Origin of the sequence: Micropruina sp. (assembly GCF_047607385.1) — a bacterium.
In the GTDB taxonomy this organism is placed as follows: Bacteria; Actinomycetota; Actinomycetes; order Propionibacteriales; family Propionibacteriaceae; genus Micropruina.
In genome coordinates this window covers 1-22,654 of record NZ_JASGDE010000043.1, presented here as the reverse complement: position 1 = coordinate 22,654, position 22,654 = coordinate 1, and the positions used below count along the sequence as shown (strand labels likewise).

At 69.6% G+C, this 22,654-nt stretch carries 26 protein-coding genes and 1 pseudogene; 15 read left to right on the top strand and 12 right to left on the bottom strand.

Going from position 1 to position 22,654, the window contains the following annotated elements; genetic code table 11:
* Positions 1-52 precede the first annotated feature (52 nt).
* Complete coding sequence (locus QM582_RS04745) at positions 53-487, bottom strand: MarR family winged helix-turn-helix transcriptional regulator (RefSeq protein WP_415082211.1); 435 nt, start codon at positions 485-487, stop codon at positions 53-55.
* Positions 488-525: 38 nt separating this feature from the next.
* On the opposite strand from QM582_RS04745, the gene QM582_RS04740 reads away from it, so the two are divergent.
* Positions 526-1,497 carry a DMT family transporter gene (locus tag QM582_RS04740; protein ID WP_415082209.1) on the top strand — a complete coding sequence of 324 codons (972 nt, stop codon included), beginning with the start codon at positions 526-528 and terminating at the stop codon, positions 1,495-1,497.
* Between the two features lie 162 nt (positions 1,498-1,659).
* Here the strand turns inward: QM582_RS04740 and QM582_RS04735 are convergent, their stop codons facing one another.
* Positions 1,660-2,226: a DUF1992 domain-containing protein gene (locus QM582_RS04735; RefSeq protein WP_415082207.1), complete on the bottom strand. Its 567-nt coding sequence runs from the start codon at positions 2,224-2,226 to the stop codon at positions 1,660-1,662.
* Between the two features lie 71 nt (positions 2,227-2,297).
* Here QM582_RS04735 and QM582_RS04730 point away from each other — a divergent pair, with 71 nt between their 5' ends.
* Complete coding sequence (locus QM582_RS04730) at positions 2,298-2,900, top strand: TetR/AcrR family transcriptional regulator (RefSeq protein ID WP_415082205.1); 603 nt, start codon at positions 2,298-2,300, stop codon at positions 2,898-2,900.
* Positions 2,901-2,959: 59 nt separating this feature from the next.
* Here QM582_RS04730 and QM582_RS04725 read toward each other — a convergent pair.
* Both QM582_RS04725 and QM582_RS04720 read right to left on the bottom strand, forming a co-directional pair.
* A pseudogene (locus QM582_RS04725) lies at positions 2,960-3,406 on the bottom strand (DUF1254 domain-containing protein); the annotation flags it as partial.
* A gap of 189 nt (positions 3,407-3,595) precedes the next feature.
* Positions 3,596-4,195, bottom strand: coding sequence for a DUF1214 domain-containing protein (locus QM582_RS04720; protein WP_415082203.1), 600 nt, complete (start codon positions 4,193-4,195; stop codon positions 3,596-3,598).
* A gap of 67 nt (positions 4,196-4,262) precedes the next feature.
* On the opposite strand from QM582_RS04720, the gene QM582_RS04715 reads away from it, so the two are divergent.
* Positions 4,263-4,613, top strand: a complete 351-nt coding sequence (locus tag QM582_RS04715; RefSeq protein WP_415082202.1) for a GntR family transcriptional regulator — start codon at positions 4,263-4,265, stop codon at positions 4,611-4,613.
* On the top strand, positions 4,610-5,593 hold the full coding sequence (locus QM582_RS04710) for a hypothetical protein (protein ID WP_415082200.1): 984 nt from the start codon (positions 4,610-4,612) through the stop codon (positions 5,591-5,593). Before QM582_RS04715 ends, QM582_RS04710 begins: the two co-directional genes overlap by 4 nt.
* A 34-nt stretch (positions 5,594-5,627) precedes the next feature.
* Here QM582_RS04710 and QM582_RS04705 read toward each other — a convergent pair whose 3' ends face one another.
* Positions 5,628-6,314 carry a class I SAM-dependent methyltransferase gene (locus tag QM582_RS04705; RefSeq protein WP_415082198.1) on the bottom strand — a complete coding sequence of 229 codons (687 nt, stop codon included), beginning with the start codon at positions 6,312-6,314 and terminating at the stop codon, positions 5,628-5,630.
* A gap of 466 nt (positions 6,315-6,780) precedes the next feature.
* Here QM582_RS04705 and QM582_RS04700 point away from each other — a divergent pair, with 466 nt between their 5' ends.
* From QM582_RS04700 to QM582_RS04650, 11 genes are read left to right on the top strand one after another with little or no spacing between them, the layout of a single operon-like run.
* On the top strand, positions 6,781-7,203 hold the full coding sequence (locus tag QM582_RS04700) for a PTS sugar transporter subunit IIA (RefSeq protein ID WP_415082196.1): 423 nt from the start codon (positions 6,781-6,783) through the stop codon (positions 7,201-7,203).
* A gap of 2 nt (positions 7,204-7,205) precedes the next feature.
* A complete protein-coding gene (locus QM582_RS04695) occupies positions 7,206-7,706 on the top strand; it encodes a PTS system mannose/fructose/N-acetylgalactosamine-transporter subunit IIB (protein WP_415082194.1) in 501 nt (166 codons plus the stop codon).
* A 2-nt stretch (positions 7,707-7,708) separates the two neighbouring features.
* The gene (locus QM582_RS04690; RefSeq protein ID WP_415082193.1) at positions 7,709-8,527 is read left to right on the top strand and encodes a PTS mannose/fructose/sorbose transporter subunit IIC; all 819 of its coding nucleotides are present in this window, start codon (positions 7,709-7,711) and stop codon (positions 8,525-8,527) included.
* Positions 8,528-8,546: 19 nt separating this feature from the next.
* A complete protein-coding gene (locus QM582_RS04685; RefSeq protein WP_415082191.1) occupies positions 8,547-9,410 on the top strand; it encodes a PTS system mannose/fructose/sorbose family transporter subunit IID in 864 nt (287 codons plus the stop codon).
* Positions 9,411-9,412: 2 nt separating this feature from the next.
* A complete protein-coding gene (locus QM582_RS04680) occupies positions 9,413-9,577 on the top strand; it encodes a hypothetical protein (RefSeq protein WP_415082189.1) in 165 nt (54 codons plus the stop codon).
* A 17-nt stretch (positions 9,578-9,594) separates the two neighbouring features.
* Complete coding sequence (locus QM582_RS04675) at positions 9,595-10,587, top strand: sugar-binding transcriptional regulator (protein ID WP_415082186.1); 993 nt, start codon at positions 9,595-9,597, stop codon at positions 10,585-10,587.
* A gap of 45 nt (positions 10,588-10,632) precedes the next feature.
* The gene (locus QM582_RS04670) at positions 10,633-11,871 is read left to right on the top strand and encodes an alcohol dehydrogenase catalytic domain-containing protein (protein ID WP_415082185.1); all 1,239 of its coding nucleotides are present in this window, start codon (positions 10,633-10,635) and stop codon (positions 11,869-11,871) included.
* Between the two features lie 54 nt (positions 11,872-11,925).
* The gene (locus QM582_RS04665) at positions 11,926-12,282 is read left to right on the top strand and encodes an alpha/beta fold hydrolase (RefSeq protein WP_415082183.1); all 357 of its coding nucleotides are present in this window, start codon (positions 11,926-11,928) and stop codon (positions 12,280-12,282) included.
* The gene (locus QM582_RS04660; protein WP_415082181.1) at positions 12,234-12,731 is read left to right on the top strand and encodes an alpha/beta fold hydrolase; all 498 of its coding nucleotides are present in this window, start codon (positions 12,234-12,236) and stop codon (positions 12,729-12,731) included. The genes QM582_RS04665 and QM582_RS04660 overlap by 49 nt, the downstream gene beginning before the upstream one ends.
* The gene (locus QM582_RS04655) at positions 12,724-13,287 is read left to right on the top strand and encodes a TetR/AcrR family transcriptional regulator (RefSeq protein ID WP_415082179.1); all 564 of its coding nucleotides are present in this window, start codon (positions 12,724-12,726) and stop codon (positions 13,285-13,287) included. The genes QM582_RS04660 and QM582_RS04655 overlap by 8 nt, the downstream gene beginning before the upstream one ends.
* Positions 13,275-13,640: a YrdB family protein gene (locus tag QM582_RS04650; RefSeq protein WP_415082178.1), complete on the top strand. Its 366-nt coding sequence runs from the start codon at positions 13,275-13,277 to the stop codon at positions 13,638-13,640. The genes QM582_RS04655 and QM582_RS04650 overlap by 13 nt, the downstream gene beginning before the upstream one ends.
* Here the strand turns inward: QM582_RS04650 and QM582_RS04645 are convergent.
* From QM582_RS04645 to fni, 7 genes are all read right to left on the bottom strand, one after another.
* Complete coding sequence (locus QM582_RS04645) at positions 13,539-14,348, bottom strand: TetR/AcrR family transcriptional regulator (protein WP_415082177.1); 810 nt, start codon at positions 14,346-14,348, stop codon at positions 13,539-13,541. The two genes, QM582_RS04650 and QM582_RS04645, sit on opposite strands and share 102 nt — an antisense overlap.
* A 35-nt stretch (positions 14,349-14,383) precedes the next feature.
* Positions 14,384-16,120, bottom strand: coding sequence for an ABC transporter ATP-binding protein (locus tag QM582_RS04640; RefSeq protein ID WP_415082175.1), 1,737 nt, complete (start codon positions 16,118-16,120; stop codon positions 14,384-14,386).
* Positions 16,117-17,931, bottom strand: a complete 1,815-nt coding sequence (locus QM582_RS04635) for an ABC transporter ATP-binding protein (protein WP_415082173.1) — start codon at positions 17,929-17,931, stop codon at positions 16,117-16,119. The genes QM582_RS04640 and QM582_RS04635 overlap by 4 nt, the downstream gene beginning before the upstream one ends.
* A 217-nt stretch (positions 17,932-18,148) precedes the next feature.
* On the bottom strand, positions 18,149-19,024 hold the full coding sequence (locus QM582_RS04630; protein WP_415082172.1) for a Fic family protein: 876 nt from the start codon (positions 19,022-19,024) through the stop codon (positions 18,149-18,151).
* A gap of 123 nt (positions 19,025-19,147) precedes the next feature.
* Positions 19,148-20,302 carry a hydroxymethylglutaryl-CoA synthase gene (locus tag QM582_RS04625; protein ID WP_415082171.1) on the bottom strand — a complete coding sequence of 385 codons (1,155 nt, stop codon included), beginning with the start codon at positions 20,300-20,302 and terminating at the stop codon, positions 19,148-19,150.
* Entirely contained in the window at positions 20,299-21,348 is a 1,050-nt protein-coding gene (locus QM582_RS04620; RefSeq protein ID WP_415082169.1) for a 3-hydroxy-3-methylglutaryl-CoA reductase, read from the bottom strand. The genes QM582_RS04625 and QM582_RS04620 overlap by 4 nt, the downstream gene beginning before the upstream one ends.
* The gene (fni, locus tag QM582_RS04615; protein ID WP_415082168.1) at positions 21,338-22,486 is read right to left on the bottom strand and encodes a type 2 isopentenyl-diphosphate Delta-isomerase; all 1,149 of its coding nucleotides are present in this window, start codon (positions 22,484-22,486) and stop codon (positions 21,338-21,340) included. The genes QM582_RS04620 and fni overlap by 11 nt, the downstream gene beginning before the upstream one ends.
* Positions 22,487-22,654 lie beyond the last annotated feature (168 nt).

The window sequence follows — 22,654 nt, the reverse complement described above, 5'->3', positions numbered from 1 at the left end:
GAGCATCTGCTCGAGCCGGACAGCTGGAAGCGTTGCTTATTCCGCGCTTGATCTAGTTGGCTGCGGATCGTTGTGCTAGTGAGTCGAAGACCTCCTCGGGAAGTTCGACCGATGCGAGGGCCTCGATCAGAGTTTGCGCATAGACGTCGTGTGCCGATTCGTAGAGGCTGTGGCCCTTCTCGGTTAGGACGGTGTAGACCCCTCGCCGGTCGTCGCCGCAACTCTCTCGCCTGACCAGTTCGGCATCCTCGAGGCGAGTGACGAGCCGGGACACCGAACTCCGGTCAAGACCCACGTCGTCGGCCAGATCCAGCAGGCGAACCTCGTTGTCCTGTGTTCCAGCCAGGATGCGGAGGGTGCGGAACTCGGACTGACCCAGCCCATATCGACGCAACGCCTTGCCAAGACGGGACTCCACGGCCGACACCGCAGGTATCAGCATGTCCCACGCCTCTACCACGGAGATGGACTCGACAGCCTTGCTCATGTTGTCACTGTAGCTGCATTGACACACAGTGTGTGCACATGCAACTATCGATCATGGGTTCACGCGCTGCCACCACGATTCGCTTCATCGGCCAAGCTGCCGTCTGGGGCACCAGCTTTCTCCTCATCAAGGTCGCCCTCGACGGGTTCAGCCCGTACCAGCTCGTGACCGGCAGGGTGGTCATTGCGGCACTCCTGCTGTTCGCTGTGGCGCGCTGGCGTGGCGTGCGCTTGGCCTCGAAGCTGCGAACCTGGGGCAACGTCACCGTCTCTGCACTGCTCGCGCTCGTGTTCCCTTACTGGCTGCTCAGCGTTGGCGAGACCTCGGTATCGGCAAGTACGGCCGGCACGCTCATCGGGGCGACGCCGTTGCTCACACTCGCGCTCAGTGCCGCACTGCGGCGGCAGCGAACCGGTGCACGGCGCGTCGTCGGCTTCGTGCTCGGATTCGCTGGGCTGGTCGTGATCCTGCAACCGTGGAACTCGGCCGCAGGCTCCATGTGGGGGTTGCTGGCGTGCCTCACGGCGGCGGTGAGCTATGCGGCTGGATATGTCTACGCCGACTACATCACCGCCAACAAGGAAGCCGAAACCGCCGGCTCCCTGACGCCCCTCGGTCTGGCCGCCTCGCAACTCGTTGCCGCGTCGGTCGTGCTTCTGGTTGCATTCCCGATCGCTGGCATGACGGCGGTCATTGTTGCTCCCGCCGCTATCGCTGCGATGGTCACACTCGGCATCGGCGCATCCGGCATCGCAAGCCTGTGGTACGTCCAACTCGTTGCGGATATCGGCCCCGCAAACGCATCCGCCGTGGATTGCCTCGTACCGGTCTTCGCAGTTCTCGCTGGTGCGCTTGCGCTTGGCGAGCACATCTCGACCGCCTTGATCGTCGGCGGAATCGTCATGCTCGGTGGACTCGCGATCGCCGAGGGGCGCGTCCGCAAGCCGAACTCACGGCGGCGCGCTATGACGCCACCCGCAGAGCCCTGCCCCGGTACCGCTGGCGGGTGAGGGCGCGCATGGCTGCTCTCCACGTGGGCGTTGTCGGTGTTCGAGGCATTCTTCGATCCGTGCGCTGCGCGTCTCGCGAGTCAGCCCCGAAGCCGACCGGCGATCTCGCCGAGCTACGCGCGATTCACCGTGGAAGTCGATCGGTGCTGGACTCGACGTTAGTCATGTCTCGGGATTGCGGGGCGGCTGTCGACGGGTGCGCTTGCGGAAGAATCCTCGACGATGGCGCTCATTCGTCCTCGCTTCCTTGCGCGCGCGAGCTTCTTCCGCCTCCGGGCGGGCTTCCTCGGCTCGGGCAGCCCTGCGGTCGGCCCAGGCGGCCACGGTGGCCTCGATGTCACGCGGCATGGTGATCAGGGGCGGCCCGGCCGGGGGTTGGTAGCGGGCCCAGATCACCCGCTCGTTGAACTCCTTGACCGCACGGCGCACTGCCGCCTCGTTCGGAAGTTGGTCGAGTTGCTCGTCCAGCGCGGCGTCGTCCTTGCGGAGCTCGATGGACGGCGGCAGCATCGCGAGCCCCTCTCGCTTGACCAGGCTCTTGAGCCACCAATCGGGGTCATGGCGGTCAGGCAGGTCGAGCGGCTTGCCGGCACCGGGCAGGTTGTCGAACTCGCCGCGGTCGATGGCGCTACGGATCTGCGCGTCAGACATCAGCGCGATCACCGTCTCGGTGTCGAACGCGAAGGCGGCGGGGTTGTAGAACGTGAGCGGCAACTCGTGCTCAGCCATCGTCACTCCCGTCGCGAAATTGTGCAGGTCACCTGTATTATGTCATGCGTATTGGAACGGAGGCAGTCCGGGTGCCGAAGCGGGTGGATCACCATGAGCGACGTGAGTCGATCGCTCACGCACTGTGGCGGGTCGTTGACCAGCAGGGCTGGGCGAAAGCGACCATGCGCGAAGTGGCCCGCGAGGCGGGAGTCTCGCTGGGGCAGCTGCAGCACTACTTCTCATCACGAGACGAGATGCTGGCCTTCGCGATGGAGTTCACCTCGGAGCGGACTGCCCATCGGGTCGAACGAGGTCTGAGCTCGCTCGGTCACCCGCCGCATCCTCGCGACGTGCTGCGACTGGCCCTCGCCGAGATGCTCCCGCTTCGACCCGACTCTCGTGCCACCAGCCGGATGAACGCGGCGTACGTCCTCGAAGCCATGCACGACGCATCGCTGAGAGAGCAGGTTGGCGCCGGACTTCGCGATGGGCGCGCCCTGGTCGAACGCCTCATCCGGCAGGCGATCAGTGACGGGCAGATCCGTCCGGACCGCGATCCAATCGTCGAGACGGACCTCGTCCTCGCGTTGACCGGCCTCGCCCCACTGCTCGACCTCAACGTCATCGAACCCCGCGCGGCCCTCGCGGCCATCGACCAGCATCTGGATCGGCTTTTCGGGCCTGCGTCGTGAGGACGCCTTGGCTCGGGGACGTCGGCGAACGGGGACGGACCGGGCGCGGTGAGCTGGATCTGCTTCGCCAGCGCGTAGGCGGCGTGTCGGTCGTGCTCGCCGGCCACGAATACCCGGCCGATGACGAGAGCGGTGCGATGCGGTATGTCGATCCGGGTCATTCCACGCGGGGTGCCGCCGTCCCAGGCCGGTGCGCAGAGCAGGAAGTCGCGAGCGCTCGTCCCGGTGGTGCGTGTCCCGACATAGGCGAAGTTGGCGCCGCTGGCAGGGTCGGTGAACTGCACGCTGTAGTACCGGTCGCCCAGGTCGGGGACCTGCAGCACTCGAGGTCCGTGTCTCACGTCCAGCCAGCCACCGATGTAGAGCAGATCGTCCGCGCCGGTCGCGATGACACTGCCGCCGGCCGCGGATTGGGACGGGCTCAGGGACGCGGCGTCGAGCCTGTTGACCGGGATCGGGCCGCCGCCCAGGCCGCGTCTGGTGAAGACCCGCCGGAAGCCACCCACGGTGATCCGGGGCCAGAACCAGATGAAGACGATCGTGCCGATCGCCCAGACGACAAGGGCTGTCAGTGCCAACAGGACGATCGTCTGCGCACCGCCGTCGGCGATGCGGCGGTAGACGACCCAGCCGAAGAGGAGCAGGACGGCGATCGTGATCGAGGTGCCGTGCTTCAGAGTCAGGCGATTCACCCTTCACACCTCCACGATCGGCGGCACCCGGTAGTCGCCATCGACGATGGCGGCGCCGGGCAGGTAGACGCGAAGCATGAGCGCGAACCGTCCGGGCGGGACGGCGAGCCAGTTCGCCGCCGCATCGGACGGCCGATGCGACTGCAGCAGAATCTCGACAGCGCCGTCGGCGCTCGCCGCCAGCTCGCCGTGGCTGCTGACGTTCGAGGGACCGGTCGGTTCGCTGACCAGGTAACCGCCGGGGTCGGTCGCGGTCAGCGACCAGAACGCGTGATGGGGCGGAAGCCCGCCTGCTTCGAAGCGGAGGCGGTAGGCGTGCCTGCCGTGGAGGGGTGTCCCGGTGGCATCGGTGGCCGCGGTCCAGTAGGCGGCCTCCTCGAACACGTTGACGACGGGGAGCGCCTTCTGCAGTGCGGCACGCAGCAACGGCCCGTTGTCCGGACGGCCGGCCCTGCGGATCGCACGCCAGCCGTTGACCGTCGTCGTCTCGCGCTTCGCCACGGCGTTCAGCACCGGGACCGTGGTCAGGAAGGCGAAGGTCAGGCCCATGATCACGCCCTGCACGACGCCGGAACCCGCCACCCAGGCGAGGAGGCCACTCATGCCCAGAACCTCGACAGAGCAGTAGTGCTAATGCAACTAGAACAACTCACTGTTCTAGAATAACCGTGTGTTCGTGCTCATCGATCCGACCACCACGACCCCCGTGTTCGCGCAGATCGCGGAGTCGATCGCGACCCAGATCGCGACGGGAATGGTCGCCACCGGGGCGCGACTGCCTGCCGCGAAGGAGTTGGCCGAGTCGCTGGGTGTCAACGTCCACACCGTCCTGCGCGCCTACCAGGAGCTCCGCGATGACGGTCAGGTCGAGCTTCGACGGGGCCGCGGCGCGGTCGTCCTCGGCGCGCCGACCGCGCAGGGCGTCCGGGCTGCCGTCGCCCACGCGGCCGCCGAGGCGAAGGCCGCCGGCATCCCGATCGGTACCCTGCTGGCGCTGGTCCGGAAGGAGTACGAGTCATGAGCGGTCGCATCGTCAGTCACCGGGACGCCCGGCGCGCCGCGCTGATCGCGACGATCTGGGTGCCGCTGGCGGTGGTCGTCATCGCGGAGGCCGTCGTCATCGCCGTCGGCGCCACCGGCAACCCGCAGCTGATCACCCGCTGGGCCGCCGACTCCGAGCGCACCGGGCCGTGGTGGACCTACCCGATCCTGATCGCCGCGATCGGGTTCCCGGTCATCGCCGTGATGGGGTTCTTCATGACGCGAGCGACCCGGATGGCCGGGGCGAACACCTGGATGCCCGCCATCGTGATGGGCATCACCGTCTTCCACGCCGTCGGGATGGGGGTGGGTTCGGTGCTCCTCAACGCCTCCCCGCTCGCACCGGCCCTGCCACTGGCCGGCGGCGCTCTCCTGGGCGTCGCGGCCGCGCTGCTCACCTGGTGGCTGCTGCCGCGTGAGGCCCCGGTGGCCGACACCGTTCAGCCGGCCGAGGCCCTTCCGCTCCGGACCGGCGAGGTGGCTGCCTGGACCGGCAGGGTCGACATCCCGGCCTGGCTCGTGGCGATCATCGCCACGGCCGCCGCGGCACTGATCGTGCTCGGCGTATCGCTGGTGCTGGCCGTCGGGCCACGGTTCTGGCCGGTCCTCGTTCCGCCGGCATTCCTTCTTGCCGTCCTCCTCGTCACCGCGCAATTCGTCGCCACGGCAGGGCCGGGCGGATTCGTCGTCCGGTCGATCGTCGGGTGGCCGAGGCTCCGCATTCCCGCCGCGGATCTGGCCAGGGCCGGGATCGTCGCGGTCGAGCCGATGGCCGACTTCGGTGGCTGGGGCCTGCGCTGGGCGATCGGGCCGGCGGGCAAGGGGCGATGGGGGATCCTCAGCCGCCGCGGCCCCGCCCTGGAAGTCGTCCGCCGCGACGGCCGTTCCATCGTCGTCACCGTCGACGACCCGGCAACGGCGGCCGCGGTCCTGGAAAGCTGCGCGACCAAGCAGGTGTGACGGATCACTGACGGCGCCCGGCGACCTCGACCGGTCAGCGCTGGGCCACTCCGCAGATCATCGTGTTGACCGGGTAGAAGACGCTGCCCCGGGGGTGCATGGGCACGATCGTCGTCGCGGCGAAGCCGGCGCGTTCGATGGCGTCCGCGGTGTCCCGATGCAGATCGCATCCCTCGAAGACCCAGGACCACGGCCGGCGCAGCACGCGCTGCACCGCGGCGCGACGGGTGCCCGGTGGCGCCGCGACATGTTCGACGAAGCGGAACCGGCCTCCGGGACGCAGCACCCGGGCCACCTCGCCGAGTACGGCGTCCGGGTCCGGGACGGTGCACAGCACCAGTGAGCAGATCACCTCGTCGACCGACTGATCGGGTAGCGGGAGGCGGTCGGCGTAGCTGGGGACGAGGGTCAGCGCGACGCCGGCCCGGGCGCAGCGCCGTTCGAGCGCGGCGTGCATCCGGAGGTTCGGCTCGACCGCGATCAGCTCGGCGCCCGCCGGGAGGTAGCCCAGGTTGGCTCCGATGCCGGGACCGAGCTCCAGGACGCGGTCGGCGCGCAGCTCGGCGAAGGCGGCGTGCTTGAGCGGCCGGGCCACCCGATCGATGTACCGGTCGAAGACGGAGAAGAACCAGGCGTTGAAGCGCCCCCGGACGGGGTGGTCGAAGGTCTGCTCCGGTGCGCTGCCGAGATCGGCGTGGCGCGCCAAGGGGTCATCGGCCATCGAGTCCCTCCTCGCCTCGTCCAGCACTTCGTACCTCCAGTATCGGTGCAGGACGGGCGCCTCGCCATCGCCCCAGCCCGTCCTCACAGCCGCCGGGCGCGGCCCCGGACAGCGCCGGCGCAACGATCACAAATGTGCGAAATGTCGGCTCCCCGGTTTCTGCGCGGCCTTCGTCAGTAGTCTGATGCCACCAACTTGAGTCCCGCGACGGAGGGGGTTTGACCACGAGTTCGGGCCGGTTCGTGGTGCACTCGTCCAACGGGAGCGTTCCGATCGAGAGGCGACAACCGATTCTCGGCCCCGAATACACATCCCTGCATCAGCCGGCCGTCCGGCCCGGGTCGTACGTGACATAGCGGTTCGTACTCGATCCGACCTCGGTGAGTTCGCAGAGCCGGCGCTCGACGCAGAAAACGAAATACGCCCTTTCGTGGGGCGGCTATGCCCAAAGGAGGGTGTGCGACTGATGAACGTCATTCTTGTAGGTCACGGGAAGACCGGGCCGGCGATGAAGGACGCCGTCGAGATGATCTTCGGCGCGATGCCGCGGTTCTACCCGGTCGAGTTCCTTCCCGGAGACGGCTATGAGAGTCTCACCGCGACTCTGGAAGCGACCATCAAGGACAACGAACTGGCCGCCGAGGCCACCGTCGTCGTCGCCGACCTGTTCTCGGGAAGCCCGTACAACGCCGCCGCCACGCTGGCCATCAAAGGCGGGGTGTCCGACGTCATCGCCGGCATGTCACTGCCGATCTGCCTCACTCTCGCGCAGTACGCCGACGACGGCGACCCGCGTCGCGCGGTGGGCGAGATCGCGGCGCAGGCGTCGACGTTCACCAGAATCCTGAGCGACGAGCTCAAGAAATCCGAAGACGAAGAGGACTTCTGATCATGATCATTACTTTGGCAAGGGTCGACGACCGACTCATCCACGGCCAGGTCACCACCGTCTGGGCGAAGGGGTCGAACGCCGACCGCATCATCATCGTCAGCGACGATGTATTCCAGGACAAGATCCGCACCACGTTGCTGAAGCAGGCGGCGCCACCGGGGATCAAGGTCAACATCGTCAGCATCGCGAAGGCGGCCGCGGTGTTCGGCAACCCGACCTATGCCGACGAAAAGGTGTTCCTGCTGTTCACCACGCCGATCGACGTCGTCCGGCTCGTCGAGAGCGGCGTGATGGTCAAGACGCTGAACATCGGCGGGATGCAGTTCCGCGACGGAAAGACCCAGCTCAACAAGGCGGTCTTCGTCACCGACGACGAGGCCCGCGCCTTCTATCAACTGCGCGACATGGGTGTCGAACTCGACCTGCGGGTGCTCAAATCCGACCCGAGTTCGGACATCATCGCGAAGATCAGGGAGAAGTTCGGAAAGGACATGGGGTAGAAATGTCAGGCCTTGAGATCACCCTCATCTTCATCTGGTCGTCCATCGTCGGCGGCGGAAGCGTCCTGGACGAGTTCCAGACGCACCGCCCGCTCATCGCCTGCTCGGTCACCGGGCTGATCCTGGGCGATCCGGTCACCGGCATCATCCTGGGCGGCACGCTGGAGCTCATCGCGCTGGGCTGGATGAACGTCGGGGCGGCACAGTCGCCCGACTCCGCACTGGCCAGCACCATCTCGACCATCCTGGTGATCGTGGGCGGCCAGAGCGTCGACACCGGCATCGCCATCGCGCTGCCGGTGGCCGTGGCCGGCCAGGTGCTCACTGTCATCGCCCGGTCGATCACGATCATCTTCCAGCACGCCGGCGATAAACAGGCGGCGAAGGCGAACTTCAACGGCATCATCGCGTTGCACTTCTCCGCCCTCATCGTGCAGGCGCTGCGGGTGTCCATCCCGACCACCCTGGTCGCCATCTTCGCCAGCCCCGAGGCCGTCCAGGGCGTGCTGGGCGCGCTGCCCGAGGTGGTCACCGGCGGCATGGCGGTGGCCGGCGGCTTCATCGTGGTGGTCGGCTACGCCATGGTGCTGAACATGATGGGCGTCAAGTACCTGATGCCCTTCTTCTACCTGGGCTTCGTGCTCGGTGGCTACCTGGAGCTGAGCCTGCTGGCCTGGGGCGCGGTCGGCCTGGTCGCCGCGATCGTGTACGTGCAGCTCAACCCCAAGTTCTCCAAGCCGGTGGTGGTGGCGTCCACCGCGACGGCGGTGGCCGTCGGGGCCGGCGGCGGAGAGCTTGCCGACGACGAACTCGAAGACTGAGGACAGAGGTACGACGACTATGACCACCGAAACCGTGACCACCGAGACCACCGAACGCGGCGGCGAGGCCGCCGTCCAGGGCGGGAAGGTCACCAAGGGTGACCTGGTGAAGACCTTCCTGCTGTCGAACTTCCAGCAGGCGTCGTTCAACTTCGAGCGCATCCACGCCATGGCGTTCTGCGTCGACATGATTCCGATCATCAAGCGGCTGTACAGCCGCAAGGAGGATCAGGTCGACGCGCTGCAGCGGCACATGACCTGGTTCAACGTCACCCCCGCCCTGTGCGGGCCGGTGATCGGCGTCACCGCCGCGCTGGAGGAGGGCCGCTCCGACGGCAAGGACATCGACGGCCAGGCGATCCAGAGCGTCAAGATCGGCCTGATGGGCCCGCTCTGCGGCGTCGGCGACCCGCTGATGTGGGGCACGCTGCGTCCCATCCTGGCCGCGCTCGGCGCGACCCTGGCGCTGCAGGGCTCCTGGCTCGGGCAGATCCTGTTCTTCCTGGGCTTCAACGCCGCCCGGCTCGCCCTGAAGTGGTTCCTGCTCGATCTCGGCTACAAGCGCGGGCTGTCGATCATCGACGACCTCGGCGGCAACCTGCTGCAGAAGCTCACCGAGGGCGCCACCGTGCTCGGCCTGTTCGTGATGGGCGTGCTGGTGACCAAGTGGACGACGATCAACATCCCCGTCGTGGTGTCCCAGACCGGCGACACCACCACGACCGTCCAGGACATCCTGAACTCGATGCTGCCGGGCCTGCCGGCGCTCGGGCTCACCCTGCTGACGATGTACCTGCTGAAGAAGAAGGTCAATCCGATCTGGCTGATCTTCGGAATGTTCGGCCTGGGCATCCTCGGCTACTGGCTCGGAATCCTCGCCTGAGCATGCCATCGCTCAGCAACCAGGTGCTGGCCCTGCTGGGAGGAGCCATTCTCCTCGCATTGGGGCTGCTCCGAGCCAAGCGGTCGGACAAGGGCGTCGACTTCGTCTACGTATTCTTCGGAGCTGTCCTGCTGATCGTCGGAGCCACCGGGATCGGCGTTTCATAAGGCTGGAGGAATCGACCATGCTGAACCCTGCCGACAGGATCAACGCGCTGATCAGGGCGGCGCAGCTGTACCACATCCATCAGCTCAACCAGACCCAGGTCGCCGAGGTCATGCGGGTGCACCGGACCGAGGTCAGCCGCATGCTCAACGAGGCCCGGCGGCTCGGCATCGTGCAGGTCACGGTGGACGCGACATTCGGCGCGGTCACCGACGCCTCGCACCTCCTGCAGGAGCGATTCGGTCTCGAAACCGCGCTGATCGTCCCCGACCCGGCCGAGCTCAGCTACGTACAGCGACTGACGAAGGCCGGGAAATTCGCCGATTCGTTCCTGCATTCGATCATTCGCAGCAACAGTCATGTCGGGGTCTCCTGGGGGCTGTCGCTGGCGGCTGCCGCCGATTGCTTCCAGCAGGTTCCGTTCCCGAAGAACGTCACCGTGCTGCCGTTGATCGGCGGCCCGAGAGGAATGGTGAGCGCGCCCTACCAGGCCAATGGGGTGGTCTATCGATTGGCGTCGAGAATCACCGGCGGCGTCCCCTATTCTCTGGACACCCCGGCGATCGTGCGAAGCGAGGCGTTGCGCGCCGAACTGGTCGGCAATCCCAATGTGGCACGGGTGGTCGACATGTGGTCGAGTCTCTCGGTGGCGATCTTCGGAATAGGCAGCAGCAAGGTGACCGGAACCCGGTCGTGGCGCGAGTTCTACAAGGGAACCACCCTTGCCGAGGGGCTCAGCGCGGGTGCGGTGGGAGACATTCTCGCGCACCCGTTCGACCAGCAGGGCCAGCCGGTGGAGATTCCCGACTTCCACGTCATCGGCATCGACATGGAACGACTCAGGCAGGTCCCGCGTCGAGTGGCGATCGCCTTGGGCAAACCCAAGGCGGCCGCCATACTCGGGGCGCTGCGCACCGGTTTGATAACCGATCTGGTGACCAGTCAGTCGACCGTCGAAGCCATCGTCTCTCTTATTGACTCGGAGCATCACGACACCCCTCGGCAGAGTTGAGGGAACTCGATCTTCATTCGATTTACGACAGCTAGGATGATTTCCATGAAGGCCATTTCACTCAATCTCTACGGGAAAACGGATCTCCGGCTGGAGAGCACCGAGCTTCCGGCGATCAACGATGACGAGGTGCTGGCCGAGGTCGTCACCGACACGATGTGCATGTCGACGTGGAAGCTCGCCCAAGAGGGCGGCAACCACAAGAAGGCCCCCGACGACCTGGCGAACAACCCGGTGATGATCGGCCACGAGTTCAGCGGCAAGATCCTGCAGGTCGGCGCCAAGTGGGCGGACCGGTTCCAGGTCGGCCAGCGGGTCGTCGTGCAGCCGGCGCTGCCGCGGGACAACCCGTTCGTCCCGGGCTACTCCTACCGGTACATCGGCGGCTGCTCCACGGCGGTGATCGTCCCGCCGGAGGTGATCGAGCTCGACTGCCTGATCCCGTTCGAGGGGAAGGCGTACTACGAGGGCTCGCTGTGTGAACCGTTAAGCTGCGTGATCTCGGCGTTCGACGCCCAGATCCACTTCATTCCGCGCAGCTACACGCCGGTCTCGGGAATCAAGGACGGTGGCAGCTGCCTGCTGCTGGGCGGCACCGGGCCGATGGGGCTGCTGGCGATCGACTATCTGCTGCACGCCGACCGCAAGCCCAGGACGCTGGTGGTCACCGGACGCGGCGAGGCCAAGCTCGAGCGGGCCCGCCGGCTCTACCCGTCCGACGACGTCGACGTGCACTTCGTCAACGTCTCGGAGATGTCGATCGAGGAACAGAAGGACGCGCTGCGGCAGCTCGGCGGAGGCGGCTTCGACGACATCATCTCGATGGTGTCGGTGCAGCCGCTGCTGGCGATGGCCGGTGAACTGCTCAACCGGGACGGCTGTCTGAATCAGTTCGCGGGTCCGCGGGACAAGAACTTCACGGTGCCGGTCAACTTCTACGACGTCCACTACAACCTCACCCGGGTGACCGGGAACTCGGGCGGGACACCGGAGAGCGCCGCCGTCGCCGCCGACCTGGTCGCCCAGGGCCGGCTGGACGTGGCGAAGGTGGTCACCCACGTGCTGGGGCTGAACGCCGCCGCGGAGACCACGCTGAGCCAGCCCGAGCTCGGTGGCGGGAAGAAGCTGGTCTACACCCACAAGGACTTCGACCGGATCGAACTGGAGAGCGTCGATCCGGCCACCCCGCTGGGCGCGATCCTGGCCGCCCATGACGGCCTGTGGTCGCCGGAGGCGGAGGAGTGGATCCTGGCCAATATGCCGGACATCGCCGTCCGCGACTGAGCAGGCTTCGCGACAGGATTGTATGGATCGTAATGGTAAGTTACGATCCGTAACATGAAGTTGATCGAGGTGACCCGCGGGCCGGGCCGCATCGCCGTCGAGGTGAGCGGATCCGGCCCGCTGCTGCTCTGCGTGCCCGGCATGGGCGAGTCGCGGGCGTCCTTCCGGCATCTGCTGCCCGGCCTGGTGGACGCCGGCTACCGGGCGGCGGCGATGGACCTGCGCGGCCACGGCGACAGTTCGGTCGGCTTCGACCGCTACGACGACCCGGCCGCCGCGTCCGACGTGCTGGCGGTGATCGACGCGCTCGGGGGAGGCCCGGCGGTAGTCGTCGGCAACTCGATGGGGGCGGCCGCCGGTGTGTGCTCGCCGCCGCCGACCGTCCGGACGCCGTGGCCGACCTGGTGCTGATCGGCCCCTTCGTCCGCGATCACGGGCCGGCGGTGGTCCGGCCGCTGATGCGGGTGCTGCTGGCCAAGCCGTGGGGGCCGCTGGTCTGGCGGTCCTACCACCGGTCGCTGTTCGGTGAGCCGAAGCCGTCCGATCACCAGCAGCAGGTGAGCGCTGCGCTGGCGCTGCTGCGGCGTCCGGGACGGTGGCGGGCCTTCCGGGCGACCGCGAACACCTCGCACGCCGCGGCACAGGCGGCGTTGCCGCGGGTGTCCGCGCCGACCCTGGTGCTGATGGGCGATCGCGACCCGGACTTCCCCGACCCGGAGGCGGAGGCCGCCTGGGTGGCCGGACGCCTGAACGGTGCACACCGGATGATCCCCGGTGCCGGGCACTACCCGATGGCCGAGCAGCCCGGTGCCGTCCTGGACGCGATGCTGCCCTTCCTCGCGGAGGTCGGCCATGGCTGAGCGGCTGACCCGCGACCGGGTGGTCCGGCGGGCCGCCGAACTGGCCGACGAGATCGGGCTCGACGCCGTCACCATCACCAAGCTGGGCCGGGCGCTCGGGATCGCGCCGCCCGGGGTGTACCGGCACGTCGCCGACCTGGCCGCGTTGCACCGGGGCATCGGAACCCTGGCCGCCGACGAGCTGGCCGCGTCCTTGTCGCAAGCCTGCGCAGGGCTGTCCGGCGCCGACGCGCTGGCCGCGCTGGCCGCCACCCTGCGCCGCTGGGCCGTCGAGCATCCCGGCCGCTACGCCGCCCTGCAGGTCGCCCCTGAACCCGACGACGCCGAGGGGCAGGCGGCGGCCGGACGGCTGCTCGCCGTGATCGGCTCGGCGCTGCGCGCCTACCGGCTGGCCGGCGACGACCAGACCGACGCGATCCGGCTGATCCGCAGCGCCCTGCACGGCTTCGTCAGCCTGGAACTCGGCGGCGGGTTCCGGCAGCCGCGCGACCCGGACGCCACCTTCGACCGGATGGTCGGCTCGCTCGACACCATGCTCAGGTCGTGGACGCCGTGACCGGCGCCGGGCCGTTCGACGGGGCCTCGCCGCTGGTCGCGGTCGCGCTGACCGTCCGCTTCCTGCTGGAACTGGCGCTGCTCGCCGGGGTCGGGGTGATCGGCTGGCAGGTCGCACCCGGCTGGTGGCGCTGGGTCGCGGTGATCGCCGGACCGGCTGCGGTGGCCGTGCTGTGGGGCCTGTTCCTGTCGCCGCGGGCCGCGGTCATGCTGCCCGAGGCCGCCAGGCTGGCCATCGAGACGGTGCTCTTCCTAGGTGCCGGCGCCGGCCTGTTCGCGCTCGGCTTCGGCGTCCCGGCCGTGGTCGGATTCGTCCTCTGGGCGCTCGACCGGGCCGTCCTGGCCCTGGGCTGATCGGGGGCGGGCGTGCCCGTCCGGCGCCAGGGTATGCCGGATGCCGTCCATCACGATGCCGAGCTTGCCGGTGAACCAGTCCAGCGGGGCGGCGTCGATCGCCGCCTGGATGGCGGCATGGATCCGCTCCCGCTCGGCGGGGGTGGCGGCGTGCTCGGCGGGCTCCGGAAGCGGGGCGTCGGTCCAGAGCCCGTGCAGGTGCTCGCGTCCCGGTCCGGCGGCGGGGACGACGGCGTCGAAGTGCTCCACGCCGCGGCGGTTGTCGCTGACCAGATCGAAGACCAGGTCGCAGGCCAGCACCGCGTTCTCGACGCTGAACCCCTGCCGGATCAGCATCGCGCACAGGTCGTCGGTCAGCCGCATCATGCCGAACGGCACGATGCCGCGGGCCGCCTCGGTGGCCGCGCCCGGATGCCGTTCCCAGGCGTGCCAGGCGGCCAGCGCGTAGGCCTCGATGACCTCGTCCCAGGGGCCGGTCAGCGGTGGCCACGCGACCTGCTCGATGGCGTAGTCCAGGGCCAGCCGGACCAGCTCGTCGCGGTCCTTGGCGTAGCGGAAGAGCGTGGTCTCGCCCACCCCGAGGCGCTCCCGGACGGCGGCGAAGGTGAGTCGCGGAAAGCCCACCTCGAGCACCGTCCGGGCGATCGCCTCCCGGGTCAACCGGGGTGGACGTCCGCGCCGGGCGGGGGTCGGGTCGGGCCTGGTCACGCTCCGAGTATCGGCCATCCGGCCGGCCGCCGGGGTCAGCGGGCCGCTTCGAGTCGCCAGCCGACGGTGCCGGAGCGTTCCCGCCAGAACGCCGTGTAGCGGCCGCCGGCGGCGAGCAGGTCGTCGTGGCGTCCGGTCTCGGCGATTCGGCCCTGCTCGTCGAGCACGACGATCTGGTCGGCGTTCACCACCGTGGCCAGCCGGTGCGCGATCACCACCAGCGTGGAGCGGCCGCGCAGCGCCTCGACGGTGTGCTGCACGTAGCGCTCGTTCTCCGGGTCGAGCGCCGCGGTCGCCTCGTCCAACAGCACGATCGGGGCGTCCTTGAGCAGGGCGCGGGCGATCGACACCCGCTGCCGCTCCCCGCCGGACAGCGCCGAACCGGCCTCGCCGACCGGGGTGTCCCAGCCCCGCGGCAGGCGTCCGGCGATCTCGGTGACGCCGGCCAGCTCGGCCGCCCGGTCGATCTCGGCCTCGGTGGCGTCGGGGCGTCCGACCCGGATGTTCTGCCGCAGGGTGTCGTCGAACAGGTAGACGTCCTGGAAGACCAGCGCCAGCTGCGCCATCAGTTGCTCGGTGGTCTGGTCGCGGACGTCGGCACCGCCGACCCGCACCGTGCCGTCGTCGACGTCGTAGAAGCGGGCGATCAGCCGGGTCACCGTGGTCTTGCCGGAACCGGACGGCCCGACCAGGGCGGTCATGGTGTGCGGCTCGACGGTGAGGGTGACGTCGTCGAGCACCGGGGTGTCGCTCTGGTAGCCGAACCGGACGCGATCGAACGCGACCGTGCCGGGCGCGGGCAGCGGGCAGGGCGTGGCGGGGGCGGGCAGCGGACGGGCGGCCAGGAGGTCTTGGATGCGGGTCAGTTCGCCGCGGATCTGGCGCAGCGCGCCGCCGAACTCGCCGATCTCGGACACCGGCTGGATGAACCGGGAGGTCACCCCCAGCAGGGCGAGCAGGTCGATGCCGCTCATCGTGCCGCCGAGCGCGAGCGTCGCGGCCAGCACCACCAGGGCGGTGAACACCAGCTGGATCGCCAGGCCGTTCAGGCTCAGCCCGATCACCGACTCGACCAGGGTCCGCCGGGCCACGGTCTGTTGCCGGGCGATCGCCGCGGCCAACGGCGGATAGTCGCCGGTGGTCCGGCCGAAGGCGCGCAGCACCGGCTGGCAGCGGGCGAACTCGATCACCCGGTCGCTGGACTCCACCGCGGCCTCGTGGGCAGGACGCTCGCTGCGGGCGATCAGGTCGCCGGCGAACCGGGCGGCCAGCGCGATCAACGGCGCGGCGACCAGCAGGGCCAGCCCCAGCCGCCAGTCCAGGAACAGCATCGACACGGTCACCGTGGCCGGGGCGGCGATGCCGACCACCACCGGCGTCATCAGGTGGGCGGACGCCGTGCCCGCGGCCAGCGTGCCCTTGGACGCGATCTGGGCGACGCTGCCGGTCTTCCCGGCGAACCAGCCGATCGGCAGCGTCACCAGGTGGTCGCCGATGTTCAGGTGCATGGTGCGCAGCACGGTGAGCGCCACCTGGAAGCCCCGCATCGCCTGCACGTAGTGCGCCACCGCGCAGCCGGCCACCGCCACCGCCAGGACGCCGATCCAGGTCCAGGTGCCCTGCGTGTCGCCAGCAGCCAGGCAGCGGGCGATCGGCACCAGCAGGCTGACGGCGAAGCCCTGCAGCACCCCGTAGGCGATCGCCCAGACCAGGAACCGGCCGTAGAGCTTCCGGTCGTCGGGTCCGAGCACGTCCCGCAGCTGCCGGATCATCGCGCGCCTCCTTCATGGGCCTGCCACATCCGGGCATAGACGCCGTTCGTGCTCGACAGTTCGTGGTGGGTGCCGCTCTCGGCGACCCGGCCCCGGTCCAGCACGACGATCTGGTCGGCCGAGGTGATCGAGCTGAGCCGGTGGGCGATCACCAGCAGCGTCCGGCCGCCGACCAGCTGGGCCAGCGCGGCCTGGATCCGCGCCTCGGACTCCGGATCGGCGAACGCCGTCGCCTCGTCCAGGATCAGGATCGGCGGATCGGCGAGGATCGCCCGGGCGATCGACACCCGCTGCGCCTCGCCGCCGGACAGCAGCGCGTCCTCGCCGACCACGGAGTCGTAGCCGCGCGGCAGGGCCAGGATGCGGTCGTCGATCTGGGCCCGCCGGGCCGCCTCGCGGACCTGCTCGGCGGTGGCGTCCGGGCGGGCCAGCCGGATGTTGTCGGCGATGCTGGCATGCAGCAGCTGGACGTCCTGCAGCACGAATCCGACCCGCCGGTACAACTCGGTGGTGGCGATCGCGCGGACGTCCACGCCGCCGATTGCGATGCTGCCGCTGTCGACGTCGTGGAATCGGGCCACCAGGGTGGCCAGCGTCGACTTGCCCGATCCGGACGGCCCGACCAGCGCGGTCACCGTGCCGACCGGCAGCCGCAGCGTGATGTCGTCCAGCACCCGGTGCCGGCCGTCGTAGCTGAACCCGACCCCGTCCAGGACCACCTCGGACGAGGCCGGCAGTCGCGGCGCGGCCGGCTCCGGCAGCACCGGGGTGGCCAGCAGATCGGTGATCCGCTTGGCCGCCGCGGCGGCTTCGCGGCGTGCCTGCATGCTGTAGCTGACCGTCATGATCGCCGCCGGCAGGCTCATCGCCACCAGGGCTGCGGTGATCAGATCCACCACGCTCACCCAGCCCTGGGCGACGAACCAGGCGCCGAAGCACAGGTTGACCAGCAGCACCACCGGTGCCGAGATCGGGATGGTCGCCAGCGCGTCGGTGCGCAGCATCGGGCGGACCCAGGCGCCGTAGCCGTCGGAGAATTGCAGCGCCGCCCTGCGGTAGGCGTCGTGGGCCCGGCCGGCCTGGCCGAACGTCTTCACCACCGCGATGCCGGAGACGAACTCGACGATGGACGCGCTGATCCGGGCGATCCCGGCGTTCATCTCGGCCATCTTCGCCGTCATGCCGCGGGCCATCATCGCGTAGGCGACCAGGTAGACGGGCATGGTCGCGATGCCCACCAGCGCCAGCCGCCAGTCGAGCAGCAGCAGGTAGCCGATGCCGGCCAGCGGCACCGTGATCGCCGCCGCGGTCTCCACCGCCCCGTGCGCCACCAGGTAGTGCACGTCGGCGATGTCGTTCTGGGTCGCCTTGCGGACCAGACCCGAGGAGTTCCGGGTGAACCAGCCCAGCGGCACCCGGCCCAGCCGTTCGACGATCCGGCTGCGGATGACGCCCTGCAGCCGGGCGTCGGCGAAGTGGGTGACCGACAGTGCGGCGCCGCTGAACACCGTCCGGGCCAGCAGCGCGACCACGGTGGCCGCGGCCACCCACCAGACCCGGGACTGCTCCACCGGGTCGCCGGCCAGGAACAGCTTGCCGAGTTCCGCGATGGCCACGTAGGGGGCGATGGCAGCCACCGAGCCGATCACCTGGAGGACGACGCCGACGGCGATCGAGCGGTGGGCGGGGGCCAGCAGGTCGGCGAGCGCGGCGGCGGACGCCCGGGCCTCGGCCTCGGCGTCCGGCGGGGCGGAGGTCGCGGGTTCGGTGGTTTCAGCGATGGGCGGGGCATCGTTCAGGGTGGACGGCACCGTTCCTCCTCGGGCCAGGAAAGTTTGGTAAGGCTAACCTTATAAGCTTTTATGGAGGTTCACGCCCGAAAATCTTGCACGGTGGTCTTTGGGGAGCTCCGCTGGTTGAGCTTGTCGAAACCCGGCCAGGTCTCGACGAGCTCGACCACCGAAAGACCGGCACGGTCTCGACAAGCTCGACCACCGAAAGACCGGCCAGTTTTCGACCAACGAAGAGTCAGCGGTGCTCTGCGGCGATCATCCAGCGGTCGCGGACCCGGAAGGCCGGAATGGTCTGCCGCTTGGCCTTGTTGGTGGCCACATTGCCACGGACGCCGCTGGCTCGTGCCCAGTCGGCGAGCGGGATCACCCGGCGGCTGGTGAGCAGCGCGATGCGCTTGTGCAGCGATTCGAGCAGTAGCAGCGCCAGCAGGCGGGTCATGCCGTCGGCGGAGTCGGTCGTCGCATAGTGCGACAGCGCCGGGTAGTAGTCGGCCTGCCGGTTCCTGGCCCGGACGATGACCGGGGGTAGGCCATGATCCTGCAACTGCTTGTTGATCAGAACCCGGCCGATCCGTCCGTTGCCGTCCACGAACGGGTGGATCACCTCGAACTCGCAGTGGAACCGGGCGATGGCGTCGAGCGGGGACGTCGAGGCGTCCTCCCGGTAGCGGGCGAGGGCGTCCGAGACCAGGCCCGAGACGAACTCCGGGTTGGCGCCGAGGTGCCCGCCGACCCGGACCCACTCGCCGGCACGGCGGAACCTCCCGGCCGCGTCGTCACGGATGCCGGCCAGCAGCGTCCCGTGCCAGTGCAGGATCAGGCCGGTCTCCAGCGGCTCGGTCGAGGTGAGCAGGTCGGTGGTCACCTTCGCCAGGTTCTTGGCCTCGTAGACCTCGCGCAGGTCGCGGCGTCCCGACGGCAGCTGCCCGGCGAGGATCCGCTCGGTGTCGCCCAGGGTGAGGGTGGAGTTCTCAATCGCATTCGACTGCTGCACGGACTCGGCCAGTTCGGTCAGGGCGATCTGGCGCAGCGCCTCGGGCTGGTCGGTCGTGATCTCGCGGTAGACGTCCAGCAGCGCGTCGATCCGCTCCCGCAGTACCCGGTCGACCATTGTTCGCCTCCGCCCACTCGCGTGAATTGTGGCATGTCGTGCTCGCAATTCACGCCCGTGGTACGAGGGGTCTGTCCCGCGTACCGGGTCTCGACAAGCTCGACCAACGAGGACCGGCGGGCGCTACTCGTTCGCCTCGTACTGCCGGGCGCGACCCTGGACGCCGCTGAACCGGAACGGCGCGGTGGTCACCCGAGGGGTCTGATGATCCTGGCTGCTCCCGGTGTGCGCGGCGTGCAGGGCCCGGTAGCCGTCGATGCCGAGCGGCACCCGCGCGGTGAGCGCGGCCAGAGTGGCGTCCCGCCGGCGATGCTGGGCGTAGTCGGGTTGCACTATGCCGGTGAAGAACTCGCCGACGCTGCCCGAGCCGTAGCTGAACAGGCCGACCCGGCGTCCGGCCAGGTCGTCGGAGCTGTCCAGCGCCCCGGCCAGGCCCACGTAGAGCGAGGCCGTGTAGCTGTTGCCGAGCCGCCGGTTGTAGTCGAGCGAACCCTTGAGCGCGTTCGGCGAGGTGGCGTGCGACGTCCGCTGGGACAGCCGGGCGTGCGCCTTCTGGGCCATCTTGGTGAACGGCTGGTGGTAGACGAACCGGCCGATGGTGTGGAAGCCGGCGCCGCCGCGCTCGTGGAAGTCGTCCCAGGCGCCGAGCAGCGAAGCCAGGTAGGCCCGCAGCGAGAGGGCGCCGTCCACCATCGCCGTGGTGGAGTCGTTGGGACGCCAGAAGTCGTCCACGTCGGCGGTGTGGATGCCGGTCACCGGTTCCAGCGCCAGCAGGGCCGGGTCGGCGCCGATCAGCATCGCCGCGGCGGCCGCGCCCTGGGTCGGCTCACCCGGGGTGTCCAGCTGGTAGCGGGCGATGTCGGAGGCGATCACCAACACCTGCTCGCCGGGATCGCGGGCCACGATGCCGGCGGCCAGTTGCAGCGCCGCGGTGGCGGAATAGCAGGCCTGCTTCAACTCGACCGTCCGGACGGTGGAAGGCAGCCCGAGCAGCCGGTGCACGAAGACGCCGGCCGACTTCGACTGGTCGATGCCTGATTCGGTGGCGAACAGCAGGGTGCGGACGCGCTCGCTGCCGTGCCGCTGCAGGATCGGCAGCGCCGCGGCCGCCCCCATGGTGACGATGTCCTCGTCGGGTGCCGGGAAGCTCATCGCCTCCTGGCCCAGCCCGGTCAGGTACTTCTGCGGCGGGACGCCGGACGCCTCGGCCAGCTCGGTGAGGTCGACCACGTGGTGCGCGGTCGCGATCGACAGGTCATGAATACCGACCGAGGTCATCCCCGGCTCCTTTCCCGGCGCTCCAGCAGCAGGTGGGCGGCCATCAGCTCGCCCGGGTTGGTCTGGGCGGCGAGCAGCGACAGCTCCCCGCACAGCACGGTCGCGGCGATCAGCGCGGCGAGCCGCCGGGCGTTGCCGCCGGGCGGAGCGTCGGGGTCGGCGCAGCCGAGTCGCTCCAGCGCCCGCTGGGTGTGCGGCAGGTGCTTGCCGTTGCCGACCGCGCCGACGATCAGGTGCGGCAGGGTGCAGGAGAAGTACAGCCCCTCGGGGCGGGTCTCGGCGTAGGTGAAGCCCTGGGAGCCCTCGACGATGTTCGCGGCGTCCTGTCCGGTGGCCAGGTAGATGGCCAGCAGCATGTTCGCGTAGTGGGCGTTGGCGGACCGCAGCGCGCCGGCGATGGTGCTGCCGACGAAGTTCTTCCGGATCACCAGGTCGGTGATGCCCTGCGCGGTGGAGCGCAGCGATTTGGCCACCACCTCGTGCGGGATCAGGATGTCGCAGGCGACGTTCCGGCCGCGGCCCAGGATGCCGTTGACGGCGCTGGGCTTCTTGTCGATGCAGAAGTTGCCGGAGATCGACCCGTAGCTCAGCCCCAGGTTCCAGCCGAGGATCCGCTCCATCAGGGCGTCGGCGGCCCGGGTGACCATGTTGTGCCCGGACGCGTCCCCGGTCTCCAGTGCGAACCGCACGAAGAGCAGGTTGCCGACGATCTCGTCGTGGATCTCGACCAGCTTCGCGTGCCGGCTGGTGCCGCCCACGGCGTCGTCCAGTTCCGGTTTGCGGGCCCGGATGGCGCGGGCCGCCCGGTCGGCGGTGGCGGCGTCCGGGGCGATGAAGAGCACCGAGCGGGTCATCCGTTCGCCCAGCACGGTGACCTGGATGCCGCCCTCGACCAGCCGGGAGATCTTCGCGCCGCGTCCGACCGAGGGCCACAGCGGAGTCTCGTAGGTGGCCAGCGGCACCTCGAACTCACCGCTGACGGTGTCGCCGCTGACTCGGATCGGGCCCACCCAGCGGGTGGGGATCACGGTGTCGTCATCGCTCATTCGGTTCTCCTGACCGGGTTGGGACGTCTGGGGTAGGGACGCCGGGGCTGGGCGGGGACGCCGCGTCGCGTCGCCGGGTGAAGCTGCCGGGGTCGATGCCGCGCAGCTCGCAGAACTCCTTGACCCGGCCGCGCAGCAGCAGGTCGGTGCGCTGCAGCTCGGCCGGCTCGGCGGCGCCCAGCAGGGCGTGCAGCTGCCGCAGCTGGGCCAGCCAGCGCCGCACGATCGGCACCAGCGCCTCGGCGCCGCCCTCGCTGGCCGGCTTGAGGAAGACCCCGGCCACGCCGGCGGCCCGGGCGCCCAGCGCCAGCGCCTTCACCACGTCCAGCGGGGACCGGACGCCGCCGGAGGCCAGCAGGTCGGGGCCGGTGCCGTGCGGGGCGTCCAGCAGGCAGGCGATCGCGGACTGCCCGTAGCCGCCGAGGAAGGCGAAGTCGCCGAGCCTGCGGCGGGCGTTCTCGATGCCGACGAAGTCGGTGCCGCCGGCGCCGCTGACGTCGGCGATCCGGACGCCGAGGTCACGCAGCCGCAGCAGTGTGCGCCGGCTCAGCCCGAACCCGACCTCCTTGACGATCACCGGGACGCCGGCCGCGGCGACCATCTGCTCGACCGAAGCGGCCCAGCCGGTGAACGCTCGCTCACCCTCCGGCATCACCGTCTCCTGGGCGGCGTTGAGGTGGATCTGCAGGGCGTCCGCGCCGATCAGCTCGACGGCGCGGCGGGCGTCCTCGCCGCTGCGTCCGGCGCCCAGGTTGGCCATGATGAAGCCGTCCGGGTTCTCTTCCCGGAGCACCCGGAAACCGGCCGCGGTGTCGGGGTGCCGCAGCGCGATGCTCATCGAGCCGCAGGCCATCGCCAGCCCGGTCTCCCGCGCGGTGATGGCCAGCTCCCGGTTGATCCGGGTCGCGGTGTCGCTGCCGCCGGTCATGCCGTTGATGTACAGCGGCACCGGCCAGGACACCTCACCGACGCGGACGCCGAGCCGGACGCCGGTCTCGTCGATGCCGTCCAGGGCGTGGTGCAGGAATTCGACGTCGTCGAAGTCGTTGCGGCCGACCGGGGACTGCTGCTGCCGCTCGGCGAGGACGATGTGGTCGTCCTTGCGGAGCCGGTGCTGAAGGGACGGATCAGTGGTCATCGACGGCCCCCTCGGGCGGATGGACGCGCAACTCCAGGCGGCGGATGTCGTGGGCCTCCCAGTCGGCCAGCAGGTCGCGGCGGGACGTGCCGGCCGGGGCCAGCACGATGCCGCAGTCGCCGCCCCCGGCGCCGGACGGCTTGCCCGCGCCGCCGAACGCCTCGGCCG